Annotated in this window: 19 protein-coding genes and 1 pseudogene; 4 read left to right on the top strand and 16 right to left on the bottom strand. The window is 47.3% G+C overall.

The genetic code is table 11. The annotated features are described in order from the left end of the window. The first annotated feature begins 424 nt into the window (after positions 1-424). Positions 425-2,035 carry a multicopper oxidase family protein gene (locus tag C7R92_RS08320; protein WP_106833884.1) on the top strand — a complete coding sequence of 537 codons (1,611 nt, stop codon included), beginning with the start codon at positions 425-427 and terminating at the stop codon, positions 2,033-2,035. Positions 2,036-2,079: 44 nt separating this feature from the next. Here the strand turns inward: C7R92_RS08320 and C7R92_RS08315 are convergent, their stop codons facing one another. After that, on the bottom strand, positions 2,080-4,044 hold the full coding sequence (locus tag C7R92_RS08315; protein WP_106833883.1) for an ATP-dependent DNA helicase: 1,965 nt from the start codon (positions 4,042-4,044) through the stop codon (positions 2,080-2,082). 167 nt (positions 4,045-4,211) lie between these two features. On the opposite strand from C7R92_RS08315, the gene C7R92_RS08310 reads away from it, so the two are divergent. Continuing rightward, the gene (locus C7R92_RS08310) at positions 4,212-4,571 is read left to right on the top strand and encodes a Lin0512 family protein (RefSeq protein WP_106833882.1); all 360 of its coding nucleotides are present in this window, start codon (positions 4,212-4,214) and stop codon (positions 4,569-4,571) included. Here the strand turns inward: C7R92_RS08310 and C7R92_RS08305 are convergent. After that, on the bottom strand, positions 4,568-4,897 hold the full coding sequence (locus C7R92_RS08305; RefSeq protein ID WP_106834013.1) for an MGMT family protein: 330 nt from the start codon (positions 4,895-4,897) through the stop codon (positions 4,568-4,570). The two genes, C7R92_RS08310 and C7R92_RS08305, sit on opposite strands and share 4 nt — an antisense overlap. Before the next feature lie 80 nt (positions 4,898-4,977). Next, a complete protein-coding gene (gene pepF / locus C7R92_RS08300) occupies positions 4,978-6,777 on the bottom strand; it encodes an oligoendopeptidase F (RefSeq protein WP_106833881.1) in 1,800 nt (599 codons plus the stop codon). 247 nt (positions 6,778-7,024) lie between these two features. Between pepF and C7R92_RS08295 the strand changes: the two genes are divergently transcribed. After that, positions 7,025-8,251 (top strand): aminopeptidase, encoded by a 1,227-nt coding sequence (locus C7R92_RS08295; protein ID WP_106833880.1) that lies wholly within the window; start codon positions 7,025-7,027, stop codon positions 8,249-8,251. A gap of 104 nt (positions 8,252-8,355) precedes the next feature. Here the strand turns inward: C7R92_RS08295 and cdaS are convergent, their stop codons facing one another. Beyond that, positions 8,356-8,970 carry a sporulation-specific diadenylate cyclase CdaS gene (cdaS, locus tag C7R92_RS08290; protein ID WP_106833879.1) on the bottom strand — a complete coding sequence of 205 codons (615 nt, stop codon included), beginning with the start codon at positions 8,968-8,970 and terminating at the stop codon, positions 8,356-8,358. A gap of 193 nt (positions 8,971-9,163) precedes the next feature. On the opposite strand from cdaS, the pseudogene C7R92_RS08285 reads away from it, so the two are divergent. Further along, a pseudogene (locus C7R92_RS08285) lies at positions 9,164-10,045 on the top strand (spore germination protein); the annotation flags it as partial. 326 nt (positions 10,046-10,371) lie between these two features. Here C7R92_RS08285 and C7R92_RS08275 read toward each other — a convergent pair. The 12 genes from C7R92_RS08275 to C7R92_RS08220 form a co-directional block, all read right to left on the bottom strand. After that, the gene (locus C7R92_RS08275) at positions 10,372-11,136 is read right to left on the bottom strand and encodes a LamB/YcsF family protein (protein WP_106833878.1); all 765 of its coding nucleotides are present in this window, start codon (positions 11,134-11,136) and stop codon (positions 10,372-10,374) included. Between the two features lie 4 nt (positions 11,137-11,140). Continuing rightward, positions 11,141-12,148, bottom strand: a complete 1,008-nt coding sequence (locus tag C7R92_RS08270; RefSeq protein WP_106833877.1) for a 5-oxoprolinase subunit C family protein — start codon at positions 12,146-12,148, stop codon at positions 11,141-11,143. Next, positions 12,149-12,898 carry a 5-oxoprolinase subunit PxpB gene (gene pxpB / locus C7R92_RS08265; protein WP_106833876.1) on the bottom strand — a complete coding sequence of 250 codons (750 nt, stop codon included), beginning with the start codon at positions 12,896-12,898 and terminating at the stop codon, positions 12,149-12,151. A 31-nt stretch (positions 12,899-12,929) separates the two neighbouring features. Further along, positions 12,930-13,577 (bottom strand): pyroglutamyl-peptidase I, encoded by a 648-nt coding sequence (gene pcp / locus C7R92_RS08260; RefSeq protein ID WP_106833875.1) that lies wholly within the window; start codon positions 13,575-13,577, stop codon positions 12,930-12,932. Continuing rightward, entirely contained in the window at positions 13,549-16,749 is a 3,201-nt protein-coding gene (locus tag C7R92_RS08255) for a M14 family metallopeptidase (protein WP_106833874.1), read from the bottom strand. The genes pcp and C7R92_RS08255 overlap by 29 nt, the downstream gene beginning before the upstream one ends. A 13-nt stretch (positions 16,750-16,762) precedes the next feature. Next, positions 16,763-17,674, bottom strand: a complete 912-nt coding sequence (locus tag C7R92_RS08250) for an ABC transporter permease (protein ID WP_017248277.1) — start codon at positions 17,672-17,674, stop codon at positions 16,763-16,765. Continuing rightward, on the bottom strand, positions 17,671-18,606 hold the full coding sequence (gene nikB, locus C7R92_RS08245; protein WP_069845208.1) for a nickel ABC transporter permease: 936 nt from the start codon (positions 18,604-18,606) through the stop codon (positions 17,671-17,673). Before nikB ends, C7R92_RS08250 begins: the two co-directional genes overlap by 4 nt. 70 nt (positions 18,607-18,676) lie before the next feature. Next, positions 18,677-20,257 carry an ABC transporter substrate-binding protein gene (locus tag C7R92_RS08240; RefSeq protein ID WP_106833873.1) on the bottom strand — a complete coding sequence of 527 codons (1,581 nt, stop codon included), beginning with the start codon at positions 20,255-20,257 and terminating at the stop codon, positions 18,677-18,679. A gap of 68 nt (positions 20,258-20,325) precedes the next feature. After that, entirely contained in the window at positions 20,326-21,312 is a 987-nt protein-coding gene (locus C7R92_RS08235; RefSeq protein WP_035291132.1) for an ABC transporter ATP-binding protein, read from the bottom strand. A gap of 20 nt (positions 21,313-21,332) precedes the next feature. Then, positions 21,333-22,286, bottom strand: a complete 954-nt coding sequence (locus C7R92_RS08230) for an ABC transporter ATP-binding protein (protein WP_069845210.1) — start codon at positions 22,284-22,286, stop codon at positions 21,333-21,335. Next, positions 22,286-23,077 (bottom strand): IclR family transcriptional regulator, encoded by a 792-nt coding sequence (locus tag C7R92_RS08225; protein ID WP_244195693.1) that lies wholly within the window; start codon positions 23,075-23,077, stop codon positions 22,286-22,288. Before C7R92_RS08225 ends, C7R92_RS08230 begins: the two co-directional genes overlap by 1 nt. Before the next feature lie 160 nt (positions 23,078-23,237). Then, positions 23,238-24,122: a YitT family protein gene (locus C7R92_RS08220; RefSeq protein WP_106833871.1), complete on the bottom strand. Its 885-nt coding sequence runs from the start codon at positions 24,120-24,122 to the stop codon at positions 23,238-23,240. Positions 24,123-24,129: the final 7 nt, after the last annotated feature.

Here is a 24,129-nt window from a genome sequence, read left to right as displayed (position 1 = left end):
CTCCGACGAGGATTTTCGCTTGATTATCCAATTTTAAATGTGATGAGCAAACAAATAATTCAAGAAAAAACCACCGCTGACAACTGCAATTACCATGCATACGATGCCACTTTTCACCCGTTCCGAAAGCAATCGCATAAATCCAAGACAGAAAAAGACTCCTGTGACCAAAAAGTAAGCGACTCCAACCCAAAAAACATTCCAAGGCAAGCTCGCAAAATCTACGTTACCCAAACGTGAACACCATCCCTGTCCGATTCTACTGATTCATTCTATGTACGATACTCCATTATAGCATTTGTTCACGCTTACTTTCCCATTTTTGCAAAATGCGTAACAGAAGTGTCATACATCCCGTCTTCATGTTTTCTACACAATCGTTTGGTACGCTTTCCCCAACAGCTCAAAGGAGGAAAAAGTGCACATGAACAAACGGAAAATACGCCTGTGGGCTTATCCCTTGGTTCTAGGTGGCGTTTTGCTGTTAGCCGCATGCTCCACTGACAATACCACAATGGATCATAATGGACACAACATGAATTCTTCACCCCAAACAACAGTAGAAACGCAACCGCAGCAGATGTCTGCTTCCAGCGACTCGTCGATGGAGGTGCTTACAGGCAATACATTTACCCTCACGGCAAAAGAAAACATGCTCCACCTCGATGACAAGACCATGAAAAACGCATGGACGTACAATGGAACCGTTCCAGGTCCACAGCTTCGTGTCAAACAAGGAGAAACCATCAGCGTGACGTTGAAAAACGAATTACCCGAGCCGGTTACCATTCACTGGCATGGCTTACCCGTCCCGAATAACATGGACGGAATCCCTGGTGTGACCCAAAATGCCGTAAGACCAAACGAAAGCTTCACCTACAAATTCAAGGTGGACGTTGCCGGGACATACTGGTACCACTCGCATCAAAACAGCGCCAAGCAGGTAGACAAAGGCTTGTATGGTTCACTTGTGGTAGAACCGGCTACACCAGAGCCAGCTGATAAGGACTTTACCCTCGTTCTGGATGAATGGATGCAGGACGATAGCATGGTGGAAATGCACGGAAGTGGCATGAGCCATGGCGTGAGTGCCCCTTCTTCCGATAGCTCGTCCTCTGGTGGTCACAACATGGTCGGTATGGAGATGCCCATGAGTGACGCTGAGATGATGCCGTTGATGTATACGATTTTTTCGGTGAACGGAAAAACTGGCCCGGCAATCCAGCCGCTATCTGTTACAGAAGGAGAAAAAGTCAGAATCCGCCTGATCAATGCCGGATACTTGAACCACAAGCTGAACCTGCAAGGTCATGAATTTAAAATCGTAGCAACAGACGGGCAACCTATCCATAATCCGCCCCTTGTAGGAGGACAGCTCCTCAATATCGGGCCAGGCGAACGATATGACCTCGAATTTGTCGCAAACAATCCTGGCAAATGGTTATTAGAGGAGCACAGCACAAATCCAGGCGCCAAGTCCCTTGTCGTGCCTATCGTCTACGAAGGCTCAGAAACAAAAACAGCCAAATCCGAAGCTGGCGATATGCCAACGATAGACATCACGAAATACGGCGAAGCGGCAAAAAACAGCTTTACGCTGGAGCAGAAGTATGACATCACGTATCAAATGGATTTGAACACGGAAACGGCAGATGGAAAAATGGCCTTTACCATCAATGGAAAAACGTTCCCGGATGTCCCTCCGCTCAATGTCAAAAAAGGCAATCTGGTCAAAGTCACGATGGTGAACAAATCACCAAAAGATATCCACCCGATGCATTTGCACGGACATTTCTTCCAAGTATTGAGCAAAAACGGACAGCCTATCTCAGGCTCCCCTCTGGTCAAAGATACGCTGAACATTTTGCCGGGTGAATCTTATGTAGTCGCCTTCGAAGCTGACAATCCAGGTGATTGGATGTTCCACTGCCACGATTTGGGCCATGCTGCGCAAGGAATGGTATCCGAAGTAAAATATGAAGGCTTCAAGCCAGATTTCGTCGTCGATCCTACCGTCGGCAACATGCCGGAATAACCATAAAAAAAAAGCAGGAAGCCACAATGGCTCCTGCTTTTTCCTTACGCCAATACACCGTCCAAAGACGTTTTCCACTCTACGCCAGCCGGAAAAACATCCTGAACTTGCTGTCTCAGCTGGTCATTTTCGCTCAATTGCGGACTCAAGATCGATACCAGACCGCTATCCTCTCTCGAACGGATCAAACGCCCGATGCCTTGACGCAGTCTCAGCAGCATGTAAGGCATATCTACCTCGTCGAAAGGATTCGCTGCACTTTTTCGTTTTGCTGTAAACACCGGATCATTTGGCGGGAATGGCAGTGACCAAATGATCACATTGGACAGCGAAGGCCCCGGAACATCTAGCCCTTCCCACAGGCTCACCGCACAGAGGCTGCTTTTCTCGTCGTTTTGGAATTGAGAGATCAGATGGCTGATTTCCGCATCTCCTTCAAACAAGAATCGCAGATCCTTACAAGCAGGCTCGTTTTTGATGGCGGTCTTGAATTGCTGTAATTCCTCCATGGAGGAAAACAACAGCAGCGCACTACCCGCTGTTTTTTGCAGCAATTGGGTAGCCTGTCTCATTTTTTCCGCAAATGAGTCGGTCGCAGAAAGTGTCGGTACGTATACCTCCATTTGCTTGTCGTACTCGTACGGAGAAGCCACCGAGAACGACAGGTATTGCTCAATGCCCAAGCTGTCCGCCACATACTTGAACGATCCATCAACAGATAGAGTCGCTGACGAAAAGACGATCGGCATCTTTTGTGAGAATACACGCTCTTCCAGTACTTCCTGCACCTTTTTCGGCATGACGACCAAGGTAGGACCTGTAATCTCTTCACTCATCCAGGAAATGACGTGATCCGGGTCTTGGAAAAGTCCCAGTGCCAACTGCATCATTTCCAGATGCTCTTCGACAATTCGCAACTGGAACTCGTCCAATGTATACAGCCCACCCTCTAACGCCAGCTCTTCTTCAATCCAACTGACGAGATTCGTAAAACGGTGGATGGTTGCAATGAGTTCCGGATGGAAGTGAATCTCTTTGCGGTTGGAGCCCATCACAGCCTTGCTCTCTTCGTTTAATCGGGAAAACATCTCTTCACTCTGAGCAATGGCTTCCTCAATGGCAATAGCGAGCTCTTCCCTGATCTCACCCTTCAAGACACGCGTAATCGTTTCTTCGAACACGGAGTGATTCAGCTTGTACGTCAATGCTTTTTGGGCAGCTGGCTCCAGCAGATGACCCTCGTCAAAAATGACCGAGCTATGCGGTGGCAGCAACGGCAGCTGGCCTCCGCGCTTGCGGATCTCATAGGTCCACACATGCTCCATATAAAAGTCATGGGAGCAAATGATCAAATCGGCTGACTGACGGTAATGATTTCTCGAAAGGGTCTGCCCACAGCGGTGCTGTCTGTCGCACACAAAGCAATCTTGAAAAGTATCCCAATTCATCTGCGCCCATTCTTGATCATCCAGGTCAGGATATGTGCTGCGATCCCCGTACGGATAAAACGACTGCAAGGCCTCATGTGTATGAACAAACGAAGGCAACTCTTGATAAATACGCTGGAAAGCTTCCCCTGTCTCAGGCTGGAATCTCGCCTCATCCAGCTTGCGCAAACAGAGATATTGGTCCGGAGATTTACCGAGTCTCGCGTCAATCGTCAGGTTGAGATGACGAGCCAGTTTGGCAATATCGCCTTCTGGTTTTACGAGCTGCTCAATCAACGACTCATTCGCACAGGCAATGATGGCGGGCTTTCTGGTATATCGTGCATAGCAGATGGCGTACAGCAAGTAAGCCAATGTTTTTCCCGTGCCTACTCCCGCCTCTGCAAAAATCGTTTGCTTTTCTATAAAAGCCCGTTCAAGCTGAAAGGCCATGTAGATTTGCTCATCACGCACCTCGAATCCAGCCTCAGGCAATACTTCATAAAAAACGTCCGCTACCCAATCACTCACCTGAGAGATGAACGGCTGGGACGGATCGTAGGCAAAAGGATAACGTTCCAATTGTGACCTGCCTCCAATAATGAAAAGAATCGTCAATCATAGATACCAACATGTTATGATGACATGTCTTGACGATAAACACAATACAGATGAGAGAAAAAACCATTCCTTTTCGTGGTAAGATAAGGATGGTAGAAAAGTAGAATGAAACAGGAGTGAACAAGCCAATGGAAAAAGTAATGTTTATTGAAATAGGAATGGGCATCGACATGCATGGACAAAACGTCACCAAAGCCGCAGTCCGCGCTATTCAAAATGCCATCCATCATAATTCGATGCCTGGACTGCGTTCTGTCCTGCCAGGAAACGATATCCATAACATGAAAGTAAATGTGAGGCTTGCCGTTCCTGCTGACAAAGACAAGCTCGACTTGGAAACAGTTCGTACAGCACTGCCTTACGGGGAAGTCTCCTTCGAAATCGTCGAGGGTGGCATGCTGACGAGCAGTGGAGTCGTGATCGCTGAAAAAGAGGACAAGAACGACCTTGCCTATATCGTCATTGCTTCGGTAGAAGTAGGATACTAGAATAGCGGCTCATCCACTACATGTGGGTGAAACTGATAACGTTCCAACTCTATTTCTCCTGCTGCTGACACGACTATCCCTTCGCTTTCCAAGGCCATTTTTTGCAGCGTGAACGAATCCAAATCTTGCAATCCGATCTTTCCTTGGGCGTTGATGACCCGATGCCAAGGAAGCTGGTGCTTTTTGGACATGGAATGAAGGATGCGAACGATTTGTCTGGCAGCCCTTGGACTCCCGGCCAACGCAGCAATTTGCCCGTACGTCATGACATGGCCCGCTGGAATCCCGGCAATAATGTTTAGTGCGCGCTGCGTAAATTCGGTCATGATGACTACTCCTTCTTGCTTGATCAAATCAAAAGGCTTGTGATTCCTTGCGATCACAAGCCTTTTCTGCTTTTATCAGGTTAAAACAGTCTTTCCAGCTCGTCAACCAGACTGCCGACGTATGCGACAGCCTCGCGAATTGGCTGCGGATCTGACATGTCCACGCCAGCTTTTTTCATCAGTTCCAGCGGCGTTAGTGTTCCTCCGGCTTTGAGCACCTCGATCCAGCGATCAACAGCAGGCTGTCCCTCTTCCTTGATGCTCGCTGCCATTGCTGTAGAAGCGGTCAAACCAGCTGCGTATGTGTAAGGATACAGCCCCATGTAATAGTGCGGTTGGCGCATCCATGTAAGACTCGCTGCCGCGTCCAGATCAACTGCATCACCCCAGAAGTCTGCGAGCACTTGCCCTTTCCATTCGGAGAGCTGTTTGGCAGTCAAAGGTACGTCTTTTTGCGCTGCTTCGTACACTTTTCGTTGCATTCTCGCTTCTAACAGATGCGTGACAAAGTTGTGATAGTACGTATTCATCAATTGCAAAATGACCCAACGCTTCAAACGAGGATCGTCGGATTGCTCCACGATGTGCTGCGCGAGCAAGAGCTCATTGAGTGTGGAAGGCGCTTCGATAAAGTACAGCGATGGACGAGAGTTCGTAAAGCTTTGCTCTCTTGTCGCCAGCATAAAGTGTCCACAATGACCCAGCTCATGTGCCAGCGTGAAAGCACTGCGCATATTTCCCGACCACGTAATGAGAATGTAAGAGTGCTTGCTATATGTCGTTGAGCAGAACGCACCTGTCGATTTGCCCACGTTGTCTACGTAGTCGATCCAGCGTTCATTCAGTGCTTTTTCCATAATGGCTGTATATTCAGGACCCATTACTTGCAAGGAAGCCAGTATCTTTTGCCCAGCTTCTTCAATCGTAATCGGTGGGCTGAATTCTGGATCAAGCGGCGCCTTCAAATCACAAAAGGCCAACTTCTCAAGACCGAGCTCTTTTGCTTTCAACTTCGCATAGCGACGCATGTGCGGAGCGAGCTCATTGCCGATAATATCCAGAATGTTGTGGTACATATCCAGCGTAACTTGCTGTGGTTTAAGCAGCATGTCCGTTACGGTTTCATAGCCACGCAGGCGAGACATGACTGTCTGTCTTTTCACCTCTGTCGCGTATACCGCAGCGAAGGAGTTTTGGTAGGAAGCGAGTGTCTTCGAAAAGGATTCGTACGAAGCACGGCGCAGCGTCGGATCGGAAGACATCTCATAATCGGTCTCAAACAACGCGAAGGATACTGGACGCTCATTTCCTTCGCTATCATGGACGGGTCCAAATGACATGTCCGACAGTTTTCCACGCGCGTAAATGTTGTATGGTGCAGAGAAAACCTCACCCATCGCCGCAAACGCTTCTTCGGTCTCGGCAGACAATCGGTACGGTTTTGTTTCCAGCAAATCATTCAGGCTTTTGCGGAATACTTTGAGTCCTGGTTCTTCCGCCAAGAAGCTCTCGATTTTTCCTTCAGGCAGTGCCAAAATCTCGGAAGGTATAAAAGAAAGCGCAGCATTCAGCTGGGACACGACATCCCCTACCCGTGCAGAGTTCGCTTGGTTTTGTGGATTCGTCCCGTCTTCAGACGACCGCAGTCTGGCATACGTCGCTGCGATATTTGCCCGAACATGGATCGCCTCGTTTGCCTCCAAGCATGCCAATAACGTCTCTCCGCTCGTATGCAGCTGACCTTTGAATGCAGTGACGACAGGCAGATGCTGTACAATTTCTACTAATTCTTGCTCCCACGCTTCCTGGCTCTCAAACAGATCGTTCAGGTTCCACGTATACTCGACAGCGACTTGATCACGTGTCTGTCTTGTCTTCACTCTGACTGCCTCCTTTAGTTCTGCCAATAAAATATTTTTTATGTAATAAAATTGCCTTTTCATTTGAATTTTCCTACAATTAACCAAAATAAACAAGTGGATAACTTGCTCGAATTAGGCAGTAATCTGTCTTTTTCTGCGCTTTCCTAGGAAATTCTTTCAAATCATAAGCAGGTGATTTCGGAGGGGAAGGTAAAATAGATAGAGTGCAAGTAAGCCTTTTGTTCTTAAAAGGAGGAAATGAACCATGTCTTTTGAAACCTTGTTTGACCGTTATGCTGATCTCGCAGTAAAAGTCGGCGTGAACGTACAGCCTATGCAAACGTTAGTAGTAACAGCTCCGCTATCTACTGCTCCTTTTGTGAGAAAGGTAGCCAAAAAAGCGTACGAAGCGGGTGCCAAGCACGTACATATTGATTGGACCGACGATGAACTCACACGGATGAAATATGATTTGGCTCCTGATGAAGCGTTTCGTGAATACCCGCAATGGAAGGTACAGGGATTAGAGGAAATGGCGGAAAATGGCGCGGCGTTTCTCTACATTTCTGCAGCGAATCCCGATTTGCTGAAGGGTGTAAATCTAGACCGCATCTCTACCGCCAACAAAACAGCTGGTCAAGCTCTCCATAAATTCCGCAACTATACCATGTCCGATAAAGTGAGCTGGTGCGTGCTTGCCGTTCCATCACCTGCATGGGCCGCTATGGTCTTCCCGCATTTGCCACAAGAGGAACAGGAGCCTGCCCTGTGGGATGCCATCTTCCGCGCGACTCGCGCAGATATGGATGACCCTGTCCAAGCTTGGCATGACCATCATGCGACACTGAACAGCAAGGTGGATCAGCTCAACGCCAAACAATACCGCTATCTTCATTACGAAGCTCCCGGTACCAATTTGACAATTGAGCTGCCTGCCAACCACATTTGGATTGGCGGCGGTAGCGTAAATAAGGACGGTGCCTCCTTCATGGCCAATATGCCGACAGAAGAAGTATTCACCGCGCCATTAAAAGAAGGCGTCAACGGAACCGTTCGCAGCACCAAGCCTTTGAGCTATCACGGGAATTTGATCGAGAATTTTACGCTGACTTTTGAAAAAGGAAGAATTGTCTCGGCAACTGCTGAAAAGGGAGAAGAATCCCTAAAGCAATTAATTGAAACAGATGAAGGCTCGCATTATTTGGGGGAAGTGGCCTTGGTTCCTCATTTGTCCCCCATTTCGCAATCAGATATCATTTTCTATAACACGCTCTTTGATGAGAATGCGTCCAACCATTTGGCGATCGGGAACGCTTATAGTGTGAATATCGAAGGTGGCGCTGAGATGAGCAATGAGGAACTGGCTAGCCGCGGTATCAATATCAGCCTCACTCACGTTGATTTCATGATCGGCTCCGCCGAGATGAACATTGATGGTGAAACAGCTGACGGCAAGCGTGAACCACTATTCCGCAACGGAAATTGGGCTTGAATCTAACCTGAGAATGACATAGCGAGAGGCTGGATTTGTGCCATCACCATGACAAATCCAGCCTCGTTCTTTTCTCGGATACAACAGCTTTTCGCGGAGCGCTTTCATGAAGGGGAAATTATCGGATATAAGTGTCCCTGCATGGCAAAGGACGCTTTTCCCGTTTCCTCGGAAACAACAACGATCAGTGCATCGCTTTTTTCACTCAACCCCAAAGCAGCACGATGTCTGGTTCCCAACTTTTTTTCCCCTACGACAACTTGTGATAATGGCAGTACATTGGCCGCGGAAATGATTTGATTTTCCCGAATCAGAACGGCCCCATCATGCAAAGGGCTGCCAGGATAAAAAATCGACTCCAGCAAGGAATGGCTCATCGTTGCTCCAATCGGTATGCCAGCTTGCAGCAGTAAATCAAGTGGGTCCTCGCGCTCAACGACGATCAATGCTCCTTGACGACTTTTGGACAAGTGCTGCACAGCCATGGACAGATCCAGGTATTTTTCCGTATAGGGAGAGAGATAGCATTGCAAATAAAACGAGGCTGCTACGGTTTCGAGTCGGCTAAACTTGGTACGTATATGATCAAATGTCCCAAGCAGGCAGTCGTTTTCATTTTTTAACGCATGTAAGCTCTCATCTAACGTAACGGATATTCCCCTCAGCTCTTGCAGCAATTCAGCCTTCAGCGATGATGTATCACAGTTAACTTCCAACATATGAACCCCTCAATTTCCATTTCTCTTCACGCCTCGTTCTTTGTTTGATTGTTCCCTTCCCTATAGGAAATCATTCTATTTTCTAGATGATAATTCCACTACAAACCGGACATAGTAAAACTCAAATGATGAACAGCTTATGGAGCGAAACCGACATGATCACGAAATGGAATGAGTTTCTTTCCATCGCACCACGGAAAACGAGTTTAGTGTCGTTGGACCAAAGGTAGGCTTTGTTGAAAACATCGATATCAACCTGCATCTCATCCGTCAACAAATCAGCACACCCAAATTAATCATTCGAGAGTTAACCTTAGGTACGCTCTCTCATACGCGCATAGCCGTTGTCTACTTGTCTGGTATTACGAATCCTCAGCACATTGAAACCGTTGAGCAAAGACTACAGACGATCGACTTCGATATTATTTTTGATTCATCACAGCTCGATCAAATCATGAGTGACAATTCGAATACGCCTTTCCCATTATTTCTGTCTACAGAAAGGATTGACCGGGTCATCTAAGCCTTAACTCTCGGGCAAATCGTGATTATTTCTGATGCATCTCCGTATGTCATTACCGGTCCAACCACTATCTTTGATTTCTTCATTTCTCCTGAGGATTATTATTTACCGTGGATCTTATCGTCCTTGTTTCGGTTGATTCGCATTTTTGGTGTGCTTTTTTCTATTTTGATGACACCTGCCTATACGGCCGTTCTCACTTTCCATTTGGAAATGATTCCGCAAGACATGCTGGCTCCGATTATTTTATCGAGGAAATACGTCCCGTTTCCCCCTGTTTTAGAGGTGCTTTTCTTGGAGCTGACGATCGAGTTCTTGCGAGAAGCAGGTGCCCGGCTCCCGACAAAGGTCGGACAGACTCTTGGAATCGTAGGTGGAATCGTCATTGGTCAAGCATCTGTAGAAGCTGCCTTGACCAGTAATATATTGCTGATCATCGTTGCTCTGTCTGCGCTTGCCTCTTTCACTACCCCCATTTACAAAATGTCAAATACGATTCGATTTCTGCGCTTCCCGCTCATTATTTTATCTGGGTTTGCAGCGATTGGAGTTCATTGTGATATCTCTTTGGCTCTTCGTGATTTTGCCAAACATCTGTCTGAATCTATGGGGGGTTACCCGCGGACTGAAACAGATATTTGGCCTCAGTCAAATCCGCACCCTTCTGCTTCTCCTAGCGTCTCTGGCAATGGGTTCCTTTCTGCTCGAAGGTACGACTCCTTTGCTCATGGCACTCGATTTTTATGGGAAAGTGAGCATCGTTTTCATTTATGGCTATATCCCGCTGTTGTTCTTGCTCTTCCTCCTCTGGGGGAAAAAGCGAAGTACCGCACGATACCAGACTCCCGGAGCGGAAACAGAAAAAGCCCGATAGATGTCTATCGAGCAAATCGTGCTGCGATTGTCATGCCAGCTCCTGCCAAAGCCTCTCGGATGCTTTGCGCGAATTCCAACGCATGGGCACCGTCGCCATGAATACAAATCGTATCGGCCTGAATCGGGATATCCACGCCTTGCTGGGTCAGGACGAGTCCCTTGCTTACCATACGTATGACTTGCTGGAGGGATTGCTGTTGGTCTGTAATCATCGCATTCGGCTGACTACGTGGTGTCAGCGTGCCATCCTGCTGATACGTGCGGTCTGCAAACACTTCATGCGCCGTAGCAAGACCGATTTTTTCCCCTGCACGCGTCAACTCGCTTCCCGCCAAGCCATACAACACCAGCTCCGGATTTACTTTGTAGATGGCCAACACGATAGACTCAGCCAGAGCGGGTCTTGTGGCTGCCATATTGTACAAGGCCCCGTGTGGCTTCACATGATGCATGACGCCTCCTTCTGCCCGTACAAACGCTTGCAGGGCGCCGATTTGGTAGAGGACTAGCTCGTACGCCTCATCAGGGGAAATCTCCATGTTGCGGCGACCGAAGCCGACCAGATCAGCGAATCCGGGATGGGCACCGATGGCCACACCTGCCTCCAAAGCCATTTGCACCGTTTTTCTCATTGTTCCTGGGTCTCCAGCATGGAAACCACAAGCCACATTTGCAGAGGTGATATAGGGCAAAATCTCTTGATCGTTGCCCAACTGATAGGCGCCAAAGCTCTCTCCCATATCACAGTTTAGATCTACTGTTTTCATCTTTTTACCTCCATCCCACGGTTACTTCTATACCAAGCTTGATCGCCTTCATCAATGAATCCCTCTCGATAAGCGCCTTTTGAGCATCACGCAGAGAAATCTCTTGAAAGTGAATCTTTTCGCCTGGCCGCAACTGGGCGACGATCGGCAAATCTATAGTTGGCACATAGCCTATCTTCGGATAACCGCCAATGGTTTGTCTGTCTGCCATCAGGATAATAGGTTGACCGTTAGGCGGAACCTGTATCGTACCTACGGTGACCGCAGCCGAGATCAGTTCCATCGACTGCGTAAGTTCGAGCGCCGGTCCTGTTAAACGATACCCCATCCTGTCTGATTGAGTAGACACTTGAAAGGTTTGTTCGAAAAAGCTTTGACGGCTCTCTTCCGAAAAATCTGCGAATTGCTCGCCTTGTATCACCCGTACAACCGCTTCTCCATTTTTTACAAGCGTACTAGAAGGAATAAACCAATTCGCTTGGTAGAAAGGAGCTGCTCCTGCCTTTTTTTCCAATTGGTTAGCGAGAAATTGGCTGAATGAACCTGGAGAGCTTTGAACTAGCTTATCTCCTGCCGCAAGCATTCTACCCGCAAAGCCTCCGAAGCTTCCACGGAGATTCGTACTACGACTACCCATCACAAGTGGCACATCCCAGCCGCCTGCGACTGCGAGATAGGCGCGACAGCCTTCCTTGGCCAGGCCAAACTTCAAGATGCTTCCACTCCTGATCCAGACTGCTCGATTGGGCAAGACGGATCTATCATTGATCGTGACTTTGAAGTCACCACCACAAATGGCGATTAGCATGTCCTTATGAAACAATAAGCTAGGGCCTCTCATCGTCACCTCCAGAACAGCATCCGTTTGTTGATTGCCAACTAACATGTTCGCCATCTGTACAGCTTGCTTGTCCATCACCCCACTGACACTGACCCCAACCTGCTGAAAGCCAAATCTACCTGTATCTTGAACGGTCGTGCAAAGTCCTGGCGTAATCACCTCTATACTCACTTAGTACACCTTCTCCCCGTTATCGTATTCCCGCTCGGAGATAGGACGAAAGCGAACTTTATCACCAGCGCACAAGAGACTTGGAGAACTTTCACCTGCCTGAAATAAGCTCAGTGGTGTTCTTCCGATAATTTGCCACCCACCTGGGCTCTCTATCGAATAAATACCTGTTTGCAATCCTCCGATCCCTACACTACCCATCGGAATAGATAGTCGTGGCGAGGAACGTCGCGGCGTGGCCAGTCGCTCATCCATTCCACCGAGATACGGAAAGCCGGGAGCAAATCCGATCATGTACACCAGATACTCTGTTGTCGAATGGATCGAAATCACTTCCTCTACACTAAGACCATTTTGTTTGGCGACTACCTCCAGATCTGGACCAAAGCTCCCTCCATAACAAACCGGGATTTCTACCAGTCTGTACTCTGTAGAGTGAGTGTTGGAGATTTGCTGCGACATTTGCTCAAGAATAGCAACGGCACGATCGTATGGCAAAATATCATCAAGTGGATCGAAAAGAGTAATCGGATCGTAATAGACGGTAACAGTCGTAAAGCCAGGTACAGATTCGATCATCCCGGGGAAAGGATGCTCCTGTAGGTATTCAGAGAATAGGATGACCTTCTCATGGGTCTGTTGATCGATAACCTCTCCTAGTTTGACCATGACACCCGAGTCCCCAAGAGGAGAGAATTCATATCTAGGCAACGTTTTTCCCTCCATTTTCGAATATCGGTATTGCCACATGAATTGAAGGGAGGAGGATTTCTCCTCCTGCTCAGCTAATTTGTCCGCCTTCCATGACAATATCCCGCTCATTAGATATAGTCGTCTCGATTGCCAATCGCAAGCCTTTTACAATTGTTTCTAACGCCATGCTTGGCTGCCCTGCTTGCCTTGCTGCTTGTTCAGGCAAATAAGGGATATGGATGAACCCTCCGCGTACGGAAGCTTTTTTCTCAGCAAGGTAATGCATCAATCCATAAAAAAGATGGTTGCATACATATGTACCTGCCGTCTGCGATATGGAAGCCGGAATTCCTTGTTGTTTTAACTCATGTACAATCGCTTTGATTGGCAATGTAGACCAGTAGCCAGTAGGACCGTTTTCCCTGATCGGTGTATCAATCGGCTGATTTCCTTCATTATCCGGGATTCGAGCATCGTTGACGTTAATCGCTACACGCTCAACGGCAATATCTCCTCGTCCACCTGCTTGACCGATACATAACACGATGTCCGGATTCGTTTCTTCTATCGCTGCGTACAGATGTTCGATAGATTTTTCAAAAACCGTAGGAATTTGGCGCAGCTCTACTTTATACAAATCAGACTCGATTTCTCCCAGCTCTTTTACCGATTCCCAAGCAGGGTTAACCGTTTCTCCACCAAAAGGATCAAACCCTGTTACTAAAATGGTCTTCATGATTGTTTCCTCCGATCCGCATCGGTCTCATTCGTGAGAGTCGAATATGGTTTTGTCCATACTGTCGCGAAACACGCCGTGGGCTGGATGCCACACACTCCATGACAGCACGATTGAAAATCTTATGTGTTTCTATGCAATCTCGCAATGCTCCTCCCGCAACCGTCTCATCAGCCGCTTCCGTTATTAAATCAAGCGTCACCCATTCAGGAAAACGAGAGAGTAAGGAAGGAGAGGTTCTGTTCGGCTTTGTAGGCCACCGATAAAACAAGAAATCTTGATCAGTAGGCAATGGGAAAATGGCGGGCTCCCAGTTATGTCCATACCGAATGTAGCGCTCGATAAAGCGTTTATTTTTGTTCCACAGACGCGGATGATGTCTCAGTCCTTCCTCGGCTGCCTTTTGAATCGTATCAAGAGCGACAGCATGATAAGGATAGTCAGATCGCTCCATCTCGCGGCCAATCCCGTAAAAGAGTGAGATCGGCATCCAATAAGATACAGGGAATCTCGGCGGGCTATTGTACCCTGCGAATGGTTGTGTCCATTCATGCGAAGGGATTCCGTGATCATCGATGATCACATCCGGCAACCAGCGATAAAACAGTTGGGGAACCACCCGCGATTCGCCAAAAACGCTCGGCTGAAAACGGTGATTGGTGTATTCTAATCCAACGGCATTATAACGGGCAGCATGATGCTTCCAAAATGGATTATCTTTGACGAGCTCTTGATGAAGTGCGACCCCATCCGGATTGGCAAATGGAATCACGACCAGATTGAAACGAGTAAGCCAATCCATTTTTTCGGCAAGGAGTTCTGCCACCAGCTCACGTGCAGCAGGCATACTGGAAACCTCGTTTGGATGATGTCCGGTTTCGAGCAAAATGGTTGGTTTATACAGAGAGAGCTTGTGAGTTGATACGTATTTGGAAATCTGGGGTGCTGTTACCTCCACTGCATAAATCGGCCGTCCTTCAAACGATTTCTCTACTTCCCACATATGTACAGACGGATGTGTAGCCAGCTCTGCCCATTCGCCCATATCTGGATAATGGTTTCGGTGTAGATAAGGAAGCTTCCGTTCTTCGTTGCTGGTACTCTTTTCGTACGTTCTCAGGATGCGTGCTTTTACAGGAGCAGATTGCTCTGCCTCGAAGTATAAATGAGTCGTTTTGATAGAAAAAGATTGTTCTTCTTTATATTCTTTTACGCGAATGGTTGCCACTGGAGAGCTTGCTGGTTTGACCTTTACAAATGGTCGCACCGCCCCAGGAGAATTCCACGCCACTCCCGTTTTTCTTTCACCCAAATACGCATAGTAGTCCAGCGTATAAAAATAAATATCTTCATGCAACGCTTCTAACGACGATATGGTTTCTTCGTCTATGTCTAGCCGTTCTTCCTGTTCACTCATAGTGACGGTTACCTCTATCGAATGAAAGAGCGGAGTGTTTCCTTGATACGGTTCACTTTGTTTACATAACAATTCTTCCGTCAACTCAGGTAAAAATTGCTGCGTATAGAATTGCCAAAACCTCTCTCGATCCGTAGGAACCAAGAATTGTTCTTTAGTTGTTCGATAGGAGAAGAAGAGTCCAGACGTAGTTGGATAAGCTCGACTTTGCTCGTCGGCATACGGCACTGTGGATACAGGTACATCCAAATTCCATGTACCTAAGTGCTCCAGCCCGACTCCCCATGCTTCGACTTGGTATGTAGTCGGTAGGTTCTCATCCATCACGATTGATACTTGCGACAAGGACAAGCCCAATTCTTTTTCCAACAACTGATCAACCGGGTATAATTCTTGAAGCCATCGATGAGAAAGCTCCATCCCGCCTTCTCTGTCTTCTCGTTGGAAAGAAATCAAAATTCGATCTACTCTTTCCCCTGTACGTACAAGAGACGGCAAAATCGTTTCTTTTATCCAGCACAAACCTGGTTTAAAAGCAGAGTGAATATGTACCGTACTATCGTTATCTGGAAGCAGCTCCGTGATTGTGCTCTTCCAGCATCGCTCCAACGCACGTCGAATCTCTTTTGGTTCTGATAAAAACGCCGTGACCGCCAGCGGAGAAGATAAGCACCCGTCCGTCTCCATTCGACTAGCAATCGCGATCAACTGCTCATGAAACAACTGTTCTATCTCATTTCGTTCGCCCTGGTCTTTCCATGTTTTCTCTATAAATAGGGGGAATTCCTTCTCTTTTGGCTCGTCTGATTCTTCCCATGCACCAAAAGTCCCCCCGAGTCGGTGCGAAGTGGCAGTCCCAAAATAATCAAGCGCCGCAACAAGCGCTTGTCCTCCCCCTGAAAGCTGAATGACTCTTGTTGTCTTTTCTCTAGGGTCTGGGATTACTTCGACCACTCCACTTGCTAGAGGTGCTTCACCATTCATGTATAAGCAAAAAGTGAGCTCTGCAATCCGATTTGCTTCTCCTGTGAGCGGGAAATGTATCCCGGTCGAGGCTAGACCAATCCGAGCTGCAAAGCGGGCGGCAGACATAACCGCCTCTGCAGTATGGATCCCTGTAAAAAATACATCTGTCCGACTCGTTAAATCCGTACGCCCCGCTTGATAGAACCCTGCCGTTGTCCAAAGCTCTGTCAGACTTTCAAGTGGAGTTGGTCTCTCTACGATAGGACTTCCCTCATGCGCGCTCATCAGCGCATACTGGGGTATCGCAATCTGACAAACAGGTGAAGCATCCGCGCAAACATATAGTTGAACTTCATGTAAAGAACAACGAATCCTTTCAATGTCGCCGAGTGAAGTTGTTGCAGGTGCTGCATCTGTCCAATATGCCGCCATCCAGCGCAGTAATCGACTAAGACTCTCCTCGCTTCCACCAACGAAAGCAATTCGATTGTCCCCTCGATCGAGCGTGCATGACGCATCATCCACATCGCAGGATGGCTCGATACAGACTGTGCAAAGCCACTCACCGCTTTTCGTGCTGCTAGCAACCATCGGTGAATCTTCCATACAAATGGAAGGCAGATCTAGCTCACTTGTTTCAAGGCCTAATCGGGCACAAAAATCAATGAATCCTTCTACGACGATTCCCGTTTGAAAACAGAAGGAAACAGACAATGAATCAGCTACACCGTCATTGTTTCGGTCCGCAACTAACCCTTTCGTTGTAAAAATATCACCTAGCCCTCTCATAGGTTAGCCCCCCTTACACGCGCAGATTTGGATCTAGCTCATCACGCAGCCAATCGCCCAGCAGGTTAATTCCAAACACCGTAATCATAATGGCGATGCCAGGGAAAGTAGCAACCCACCATGCCGTCTCCAGATAGTTGCGACCGTCTGCCAGCATGCCGCCCCATGTAGGAATCGAAGGGTCTACACCCAATCCAATAAACGTCAACGATGCTTCCAACAAAATGTTGGTGGCTACATTTAACGTTGCCAATACGATGATCGAAGAAGAAACGTTTGGCAGGACATGTTTTCTGATGATCCGCAAATTCGTAGCTCCGATTGCTTTGGCAGCCTGGACGTATTCCATTTCTTTTACACTCATGACCTGTCCTCGAACCAGTCGTGCAAAGCCTACCCAGTTACTGATTCCCAGAACAAGTATGAGCTTCCATAGACCTGCCCCAAAGACCGTCATGACGATAATCGCAAACAAAATGAAAGGGAATGCCAGCTGTACATCTGCCAAGCGCATTAACAGATCATCTACCCAGCGCCCGTAAAAGCCTGCGATGAGGCCCAGAATCACCCCGATAACCAAGGAAATCAGTACGGATACGACACCAACCAATAACGATATTCGCGCTCCGTAAATGATTCGGCTCAGTAAGTCACGTCCTACCTGATCCGTACCTAGCAAATACTCGGATTTCCCCGTATCGTCCATCCACGAGGGAGCAACCAACCGTGCACGCAAATCAGCTTTATCAGGAGTAGATGGCGCTATTACCGGTGCAAAAAGTGCGGATACGACGGCAAGCATAAGCAAGAACATCCCCGTCATTGCCCACCGATTTCGAACGAATCTTCTGCCCATCTTGCTCCATTTTCCACGTTTTTTGATTGGTGGATTGGTCTGATTGTTTGTAACTGTCGCTGTCGTCATTCGCTTTTTCCTCCTTCCTGCCTAATACGTGGATCAATAAAGCCATAACTGATATCAACCAACAGGTTCACGAAGATCATCAAAAAAGACAAGATAATCACAGAGCCTTGAATCACTGGAAAGTCACGTTGCGATATCGCATCAATCAGCATACGCCCGATACCTGGCCATGAAAAAACTTGCTCAATAATCACGGTACCGCCCAACAACGTTCCAAATTGCAATCCAATAAAGGTTACCGTTGGGATTAATGCGTTTCGTAAGCCATGCTTGATGATGACAAGCCATTCCTTGATCCCTTTGGAACGAGCCGTATTGATATATTGCTGATTCATTACCTCCAGCATGGAAGAGCGAACTAATCGAGCCAAAATTCCTGACAAGATGAGTCCGAGTGCAACAGAAGGCAGAACCAAATACTCCAGACCTTCATAACCAGAAGCAGGAAACCAGCCCAGCTTAACGGCAAATATGATGATTAACATAATCCCTAACCAAAAGTTAGGAAAAGAGATTCCTAGCAATGAAAAAATGCGTCCGAAAAAGTCAGCTACGCTGCCTCTGTAAACAGCGGAAATGATACCTACTGGAATCGCAATCAACAGGGCGACAAACATTCCCCCGAAGGCAAGCAGCAAAGTTGCTCCCATCTTCTCCTTCATCATGTCGATCACGCTCTCACCTGTTCGGAAAGAGGTGCCAAAGTTACCGGTAAACATATCTTTTAAATAAAGCCCGAACTGTACATAAACGGGCTCGTCCAGACCGAGATTTTTCCGAAGCTCAGTAATCGCCTCTTTGGTAGGCTCACCTGCTTGAAACATGATCGATACTGGGTCACCAGTCATTCGCACCAGGACAAAAATGACAAGAGTAATAGCAAGAACGACAAAAACACTATGTAGTAGACGTCTAATTAAAAAGGCTGCCATCCCGCTCCTCCTTTATCAAAAGTGAAGGGAATAGAAGAGACATCTTCTACTCCCCTGTTCAAAACATTCCTTATTCAACCGATACTTCGCGCAAATCGATACGTTCATCTGCCGGAGGTTGGAAGCCTTTTACTCGTTTGTTCGCAGCCCACAGGTTGATCGTTTGATAGAGCGGTACATCTGGGACTAGCTCATACAGACGTTGATTCAGCTCTTTAAATGCTGCCAGACGCTTTTCTTGGTCAAACGTGGAGCGTTCTGCTTTCAAGAGCTCCTCTACTTTTTCGTCATGGAAATCAGGGTTCCAGAACTCGCCTTTGTGATACATCAGATAGGCAGTATTATCAAAGTCGAGCGTCCATCCACCCCAGCCATTCCGGTACATATGTCCTGCTTTTCCCTTCGGAATGAGGTCAGAAGTAAATGTGGAGCTGTCCACCAGATTCAGCTTCACCTTGAGACCGACTTGGCCTAATTGCATTTCGATCGCTTGTGCTACCTCTTTAAATGTAGCATCTGTACCTGGGAGGAAGAGATCAAGCTCAGTTCCTTCCTTCACACCTGCTTCTGCGAGCAGTTGTTTTGCTTTTTCTGGATCATAATTGCGTAATGGCAGGTTAGGATCATAGCCGAAAGACATATCGCTTTGGAATGAATTGACGCGCTTACCATATCCGCCGAGCAGCGTTTCGATAATCAAGTCTGCATCAATCGCGTAAGCAATCGCTTCACGGACTTTTACATTGTCAACTGGCTTCATCGATGTATTGAAACGAATCGAATAAACGGTTGGCGACCCGACTTGCATCAGTTCAAGATCAGACATGCCCTTGATGGATTCTGTTTGGCTAATCTCGACTTTTTTCATAATGTCGATGGCACCTGTTTGCATTTCAGCGAGACGTGTAGTCGCTTCTGGAATAAAACGGAACGTTACTTTTTCCAGCTTCGGTTGACCTTGCTTCCAATAGGTTTCATTTTTCACCAGTACAACCTTGCTATCTTTTTCATAGCTATCCATTTTGAAAGGACCCGTACCTACTGGATGCGTGTTAAAGTACTCGTCCCCTTTTTCCTTGTAATACTTAGGCGGAACGATCACGGCGCCATAACCTGCCAGCTTTGTAATGAGTACAGGATCTTTTTCCTTGAGAATCATGTTGACTGTAAACTCGTCTACCACTTCTACACGGTCAATCGAAGCATAGTTCGCTTGCTGTGGTCCTTTTTTCCCTTCTTCACCAAGCAGGCGATCAAATGTAAATTTCACTGCTTCCGCATTGAATGGCTCGCCGTTGTGGAAGGTAACTCCTTTACGAAGTTTAAATTGAAGTGTCTTGTCATCCTTGAACTCCCACGATTCAGCGAGTCCTGGCTGGATTTTCAAGTCGGTGGTACGCTCGACTAAGCCTTCAAATACAGATGTTGCTACAGTACTCCAATCAAGCAAAAACGTATCAATCGGATCCCAAGAGTGCGGATCTCCATTTACACCAAGTGTGAGTTCATTTTTTGCCGGAGCTTGCGCTTCTGTTTTAGGTTGCGGATTTGCCTGTGTGCTAGTGTCAGCCGGCTTACTCGAACATCCGCCCAAAGCAGCAGCTAGCACGAGTAATGCGGAGCAAGCGGTGATACCTACCTTCTTTTTCAAAACAAGTCCCCCTTTTCTTTTCGTTCTGGAATTCATGTTGAAAAAAATATGATAGCCGTCATTTGTTCCTATTGGTTATACAAATGACAAGCAACATATCGACCATCGCCCATCGATTGAAATTCGGGCTTGTCCGTTTTGCAAATTTCCATACAATCCGGACAACGCGTATGAAACGTGCAGCCACTCGGCGGATTCGCAGGACTCGGTACATCTCCAGTCAAGATGATGCGCTCACGCTTCATTTTCGGCTTGGCAATCGGAACTGCGGACAGTAATGAGCGGGTATAAGGATGCAGAGGCTCTTCATATAGCGCATTTTTGGGTGCCAGCTCAACCATCCGTCCCAAATACATCACGCCGATCCTGTCGCAAAAATGCTTCACGACGCTCAAGTTGTGAGAGATGAATATGTAAGTGAGTCCGTATTGCTTTTGCAAATCTCTCATCAGGTTCAATACCTGGGATTGAATCGATACATCGAGCGCAGATACTGGCTCATCTGCCACAATCAGCTTGGGATTAAGCGCTAGCGCACGTGCAATGCCGATCCGCTGTCGCTGACCACCACTAAACTCATGAGGAAAGCGTTCCGAATTTTCCGATTTCAGACCAACAACCTGCATCAATTCCGCTACTTTTTCCTTGCGTTCTTTTGACGTTTCATACAGTTCGAATATGATCATCGGCTCTTCAATGATCTCCCCGACTGTCATTCGCGGATTGAGGGATGCGAACGGGTCTTGGAAAATGATTTGCAAATCCTTTCGCTTCATCCTCATCTCATTTGGGGAAAGTGCGGCTAAATTCTCTCCTTGAAAAATCACTTCGCCACCCGTAGGCTCGAGCAATCGCAGAATGGCTCTGCCTGTGGTTGACTTCCCGCAACCAGATTCACCTACAATTCCGAGCGTCTCCCCCGTTGCAACGGTAAAAGAGAGATCGTCAACCGCTTTGACGTGATTCGTTACCTTCTTCAATAATCCACTGCGAATCGGAAAGTATTTTTTTAACCCTCGCACCTCAAGTAAGGGCTTACATTCTGATTGTTCCAAAAGATTCACGTCCCCTCCGCTTACTCATACAGCCAGCATCTGCTTTTTGTACCATCATTCAGATCGAATAACGGTGGAGCTTGTTCGTAGCATTTGTCAAAAGCCTTCTGGCATCGTTCAGCAAAACGGCATCCTGCGGGCATCTGACCTGGACTCGGAACGGTCCCGCCAATCGTAAACAAGTACTCCTGCTCTGTGTCCATATCCGGGATCGAGCCCAACAAACCAACCGTGTACGGATGCTTTGGAGTAGCAAATAGCTTTTCTACCTCGGCTTCCTCGACGACTTGCCCTGCATACATGACGACCACCCGATCACACATCTCTGCTACTACACCAAGATCGTGCGTGATCAGCATGATGGTCATCTCGCTCTTCTGCTGTAGCTCTCTCATCAGGTCAAGAATCTGCGCCTGAATGGTCACGTCTAGTGCGGTCGTAGGCTCATCTGCAACCAATAGAGATGGACTACAGGACATCGCCATCGCGATCATCACACGCTGCCTCATCCCGCCAGATAGCTGATGCGGATACTCATCAACGATTTCTTCGGCTCTCGGAATTCCGACCAGCTTCAGCATTTGGATCGCATGCTCTTTGGCTTGTTTTTTGTTCATACTTGTATGATTCAAGACGAGCTCCATGATCTGTGCCCCGATTGTATAAACCGGATTGAGCGAGGTCATCGGTTCTTGAAAAATCATCGCGATCTCTTTGCCTCGCACCTTCCTCATCTGATCCTTGGAAAAGGCAACCAGATTTTCACCGTTGTACAGGATCTCTCCTCCGGTGATTCGCGCGGTCCTCGGCAGAAGCCCCATGATGGATAGAGAGGTGACACTTTTCCCACAACCCGACTCCCCTACTACTCCAATCGTCTCACCTTTGTTGATTTGAAAACTAACTCCATCCAAAACGGTAATTTCTCCATTATCGGTTCGGAATCTCGTCTGAAGATTTTTGATTTCCAGCATCAAAGTCCCGCCTTTGCATCTGAATATCCCAGCTTGCTCATGATTTGATTCGCTACTGCTTTTGTCTCCTGTACCAAATACCCCAATCGATCTGGCTGAAAGCGTGATGTAGCTCCAGCCAGGCTCAAGCCAGCTATGACTTGTCCCGTAAAATCTCGAATAGGTACAGCAATGGCTGCGGAATCCGGCTCCAATTCACCGTAGCTGACTGTATAGCCGTTTTCACGTGCATCGTGAATCCATTGCCATAGCAGATCTTTGTCTGTATTGGTGTCTGGTGAGATTTTCTTCATGTCTACCCGGTTCAACAATTCTTCGATCTCATCATCCGGCAGAAATGAGAGTAAAATGCGCGGGCATGCCCCTGCGTACAACGGTGATTTTCTACCTACCTGCGTATATACACGAACATACTGGCGGGTATCGACTTTTTCGATGTAAACCCCTTCGTCTTGATCACGAATAATCAAGTTGACTGCCTCATCCACCGTATCCCGCAGCTGCTGCATATACGGTAGCGCGATTTTCCTGATCTCCAGCCGTTGGGCAACAATGTTCCCAAACTCCAGCAGCTTCAATCCCAATTGGTATTTAGGCGGATTATGAGTGGTCGTTTTGGAGATAAAGCCGCGCATTTCGAGCGTCTGAAGAATTCGAAACACCGTACTCTTCGGCATATCTGACAACTCGACAAGCTCAGCCAGGCTTAATTCACTGTTTTGGATAAAATATTCTAGAAACTCTAGCGTTTTTAATACACTTCGGTTTGCCGTTTTTTCTGTTTTGTCCATTTTCATCACCATCTTATTGTCCCAAAATACGGAACGTTATTTTGTATTTTGGCATGTCACAATATTAAATGAATTCAGTTATTTCCGTCAATACATTTTTACCCCTTAGCAATCAGGTCGTTTCTACCTACTGGCTCAGGGGTAATTTGTAGTTAAGGTTTTAGTGAATATTCTTTTTCTTAAACCGTCCACCAGAAACATCATGAATATGACCGATTGCCAAAAATGCAGAGAAATCAATTTCCTCCACGATGGATTTCAGCTTCGCTTCTTCCAAACGGGTGATGACACAGAAGATGACTTTTTTGATATCTCCGGAGTAGCCACCTTCTCCATTCAAATAGGTGATTCCCCGCCCTAGTCTCGCCGTTAGCGCATCGCCAATTTCGGTTGGGTAATCACTGATGATCCATACTGATCTCGATTGTTCGAGCCCGACCATGGTGATATCGATCATTTTGTAAGCAATGTAGTATGCAATTAACGAGTACATGGCCCGGTCCCACCCAAAAATGAAGCCAGCACTGCCTAAAATAAAAATGTTAAAAAACATGACCATTTCGCCGACCGAGAACGGACTTTTCCTCGTCATCAGGATCGCAACAATTTCCGTTCCATCCAAGGAGCCTCCCGCGCGAATGACAAGTCCCACACCGATTCCGATGATGATCCCCCCAAAAACGGCAGAGAGAAGCAAATCGTCCGTCAAGCTAGGAACATGATGGAGGTAGCTCGTACCCAATGACATCACGACGACACCGAACAGCGTAGAAATGGCAAATGTCTTGCCAATTTGCTTGTAGCCGATAAGTAAAAAGGGCAGGTTCAGCAGGAATAAAAATAATCCAAGTGGGCCTCCTGTCAGCTTTGAGGCCATAATGGATACACCAGTTACACCACCGTCAATGATGTTGTTTGGAACCAGGAATATTTCCAGTCCGACTGCCACCAACAAAGCTCCAATGATGATTCCGAGAGCTCTCAGTACGATCCTTCTTTTTTTCGTCCGCTTATGAGTGACCGGAGCAACTGCTTTTGCTTCCATTTTGATC

This window comes from Brevibacillus porteri, from assembly GCF_003013475.1.
Classification (GTDB): domain Bacteria; phylum Bacillota; class Bacilli; order Brevibacillales; family Brevibacillaceae; genus Brevibacillus; species Brevibacillus porteri.
Note: the sequence above shows the minus strand (reverse complement) of the source record. Positions and strands in the feature narration are given on the sequence as shown.

Excerpts from the sequence above, each read along its gene's own strand:
- C7R92_RS08320 (WP_106833884.1), top strand. The coding sequence starts at position 425 with ATGAACAAACGGAAAATACGCCTGTGGGCTTATCCCTTGGTTCTAGGT.
- C7R92_RS08310 (WP_106833882.1), top strand. The coding sequence starts at position 4,212 with ATGGAAAAAGTAATGTTTATTGAAATAGGAATGGGCATCGACATGCAT.
- C7R92_RS08305 (WP_106834013.1), bottom strand. The coding sequence starts at position 4,897 with ATGACCGAATTTACGCAGCGCGCACTAAACATTATTGCCGGGATTCCA.
- C7R92_RS08295 (WP_106833880.1), top strand. The coding sequence starts at position 7,025 with ATGTCTTTTGAAACCTTGTTTGACCGTTATGCTGATCTCGCAGTAAAA.
- cdaS (WP_106833879.1), bottom strand. The coding sequence starts at position 8,970 with ATGTTGGAAGTTAACTGTGATACATCATCGCTGAAGGCTGAATTGCTG.
- C7R92_RS08275 (WP_106833878.1), bottom strand. The coding sequence starts at position 11,136 with ATGAAAACAGTAGATCTAAACTGTGATATGGGAGAGAGCTTTGGCGCC.
- pxpB (WP_106833876.1), bottom strand. The coding sequence starts at position 12,898 with ATGTGGCAATACCGATATTCGAAAATGGAGGGAAAAACGTTGCCTAGA.
- pcp (WP_106833875.1), bottom strand. The coding sequence starts at position 13,577 with ATGAAGACCATTTTAGTAACAGGGTTTGATCCTTTTGGTGGAGAAACG.
- C7R92_RS08255 (WP_106833874.1), bottom strand. The coding sequence starts at position 16,749 with ATGAGAGGGCTAGGTGATATTTTTACAACGAAAGGGTTAGTTGCGGAC.
- C7R92_RS08250 (WP_017248277.1), bottom strand. The coding sequence starts at position 17,674 with ATGACGACAGCGACAGTTACAAACAATCAGACCAATCCACCAATCAAA.
- nikB (WP_069845208.1), bottom strand. The coding sequence starts at position 18,606 with ATGGCAGCCTTTTTAATTAGACGTCTACTACATAGTGTTTTTGTCGTT.
- C7R92_RS08230 (WP_069845210.1), bottom strand. The coding sequence starts at position 22,286 with ATGCTGGAAATCAAAAATCTTCAGACGAGATTCCGAACCGATAATGGA.
- C7R92_RS08225 (WP_244195693.1), bottom strand. The coding sequence starts at position 23,077 with ATGGACAAAACAGAAAAAACGGCAAACCGAAGTGTATTAAAAACGCTA.
- C7R92_RS08220 (WP_106833871.1), bottom strand. The coding sequence starts at position 24,122 with ATGGAAGCAAAAGCAGTTGCTCCGGTCACTCATAAGCGGACGAAAAAA.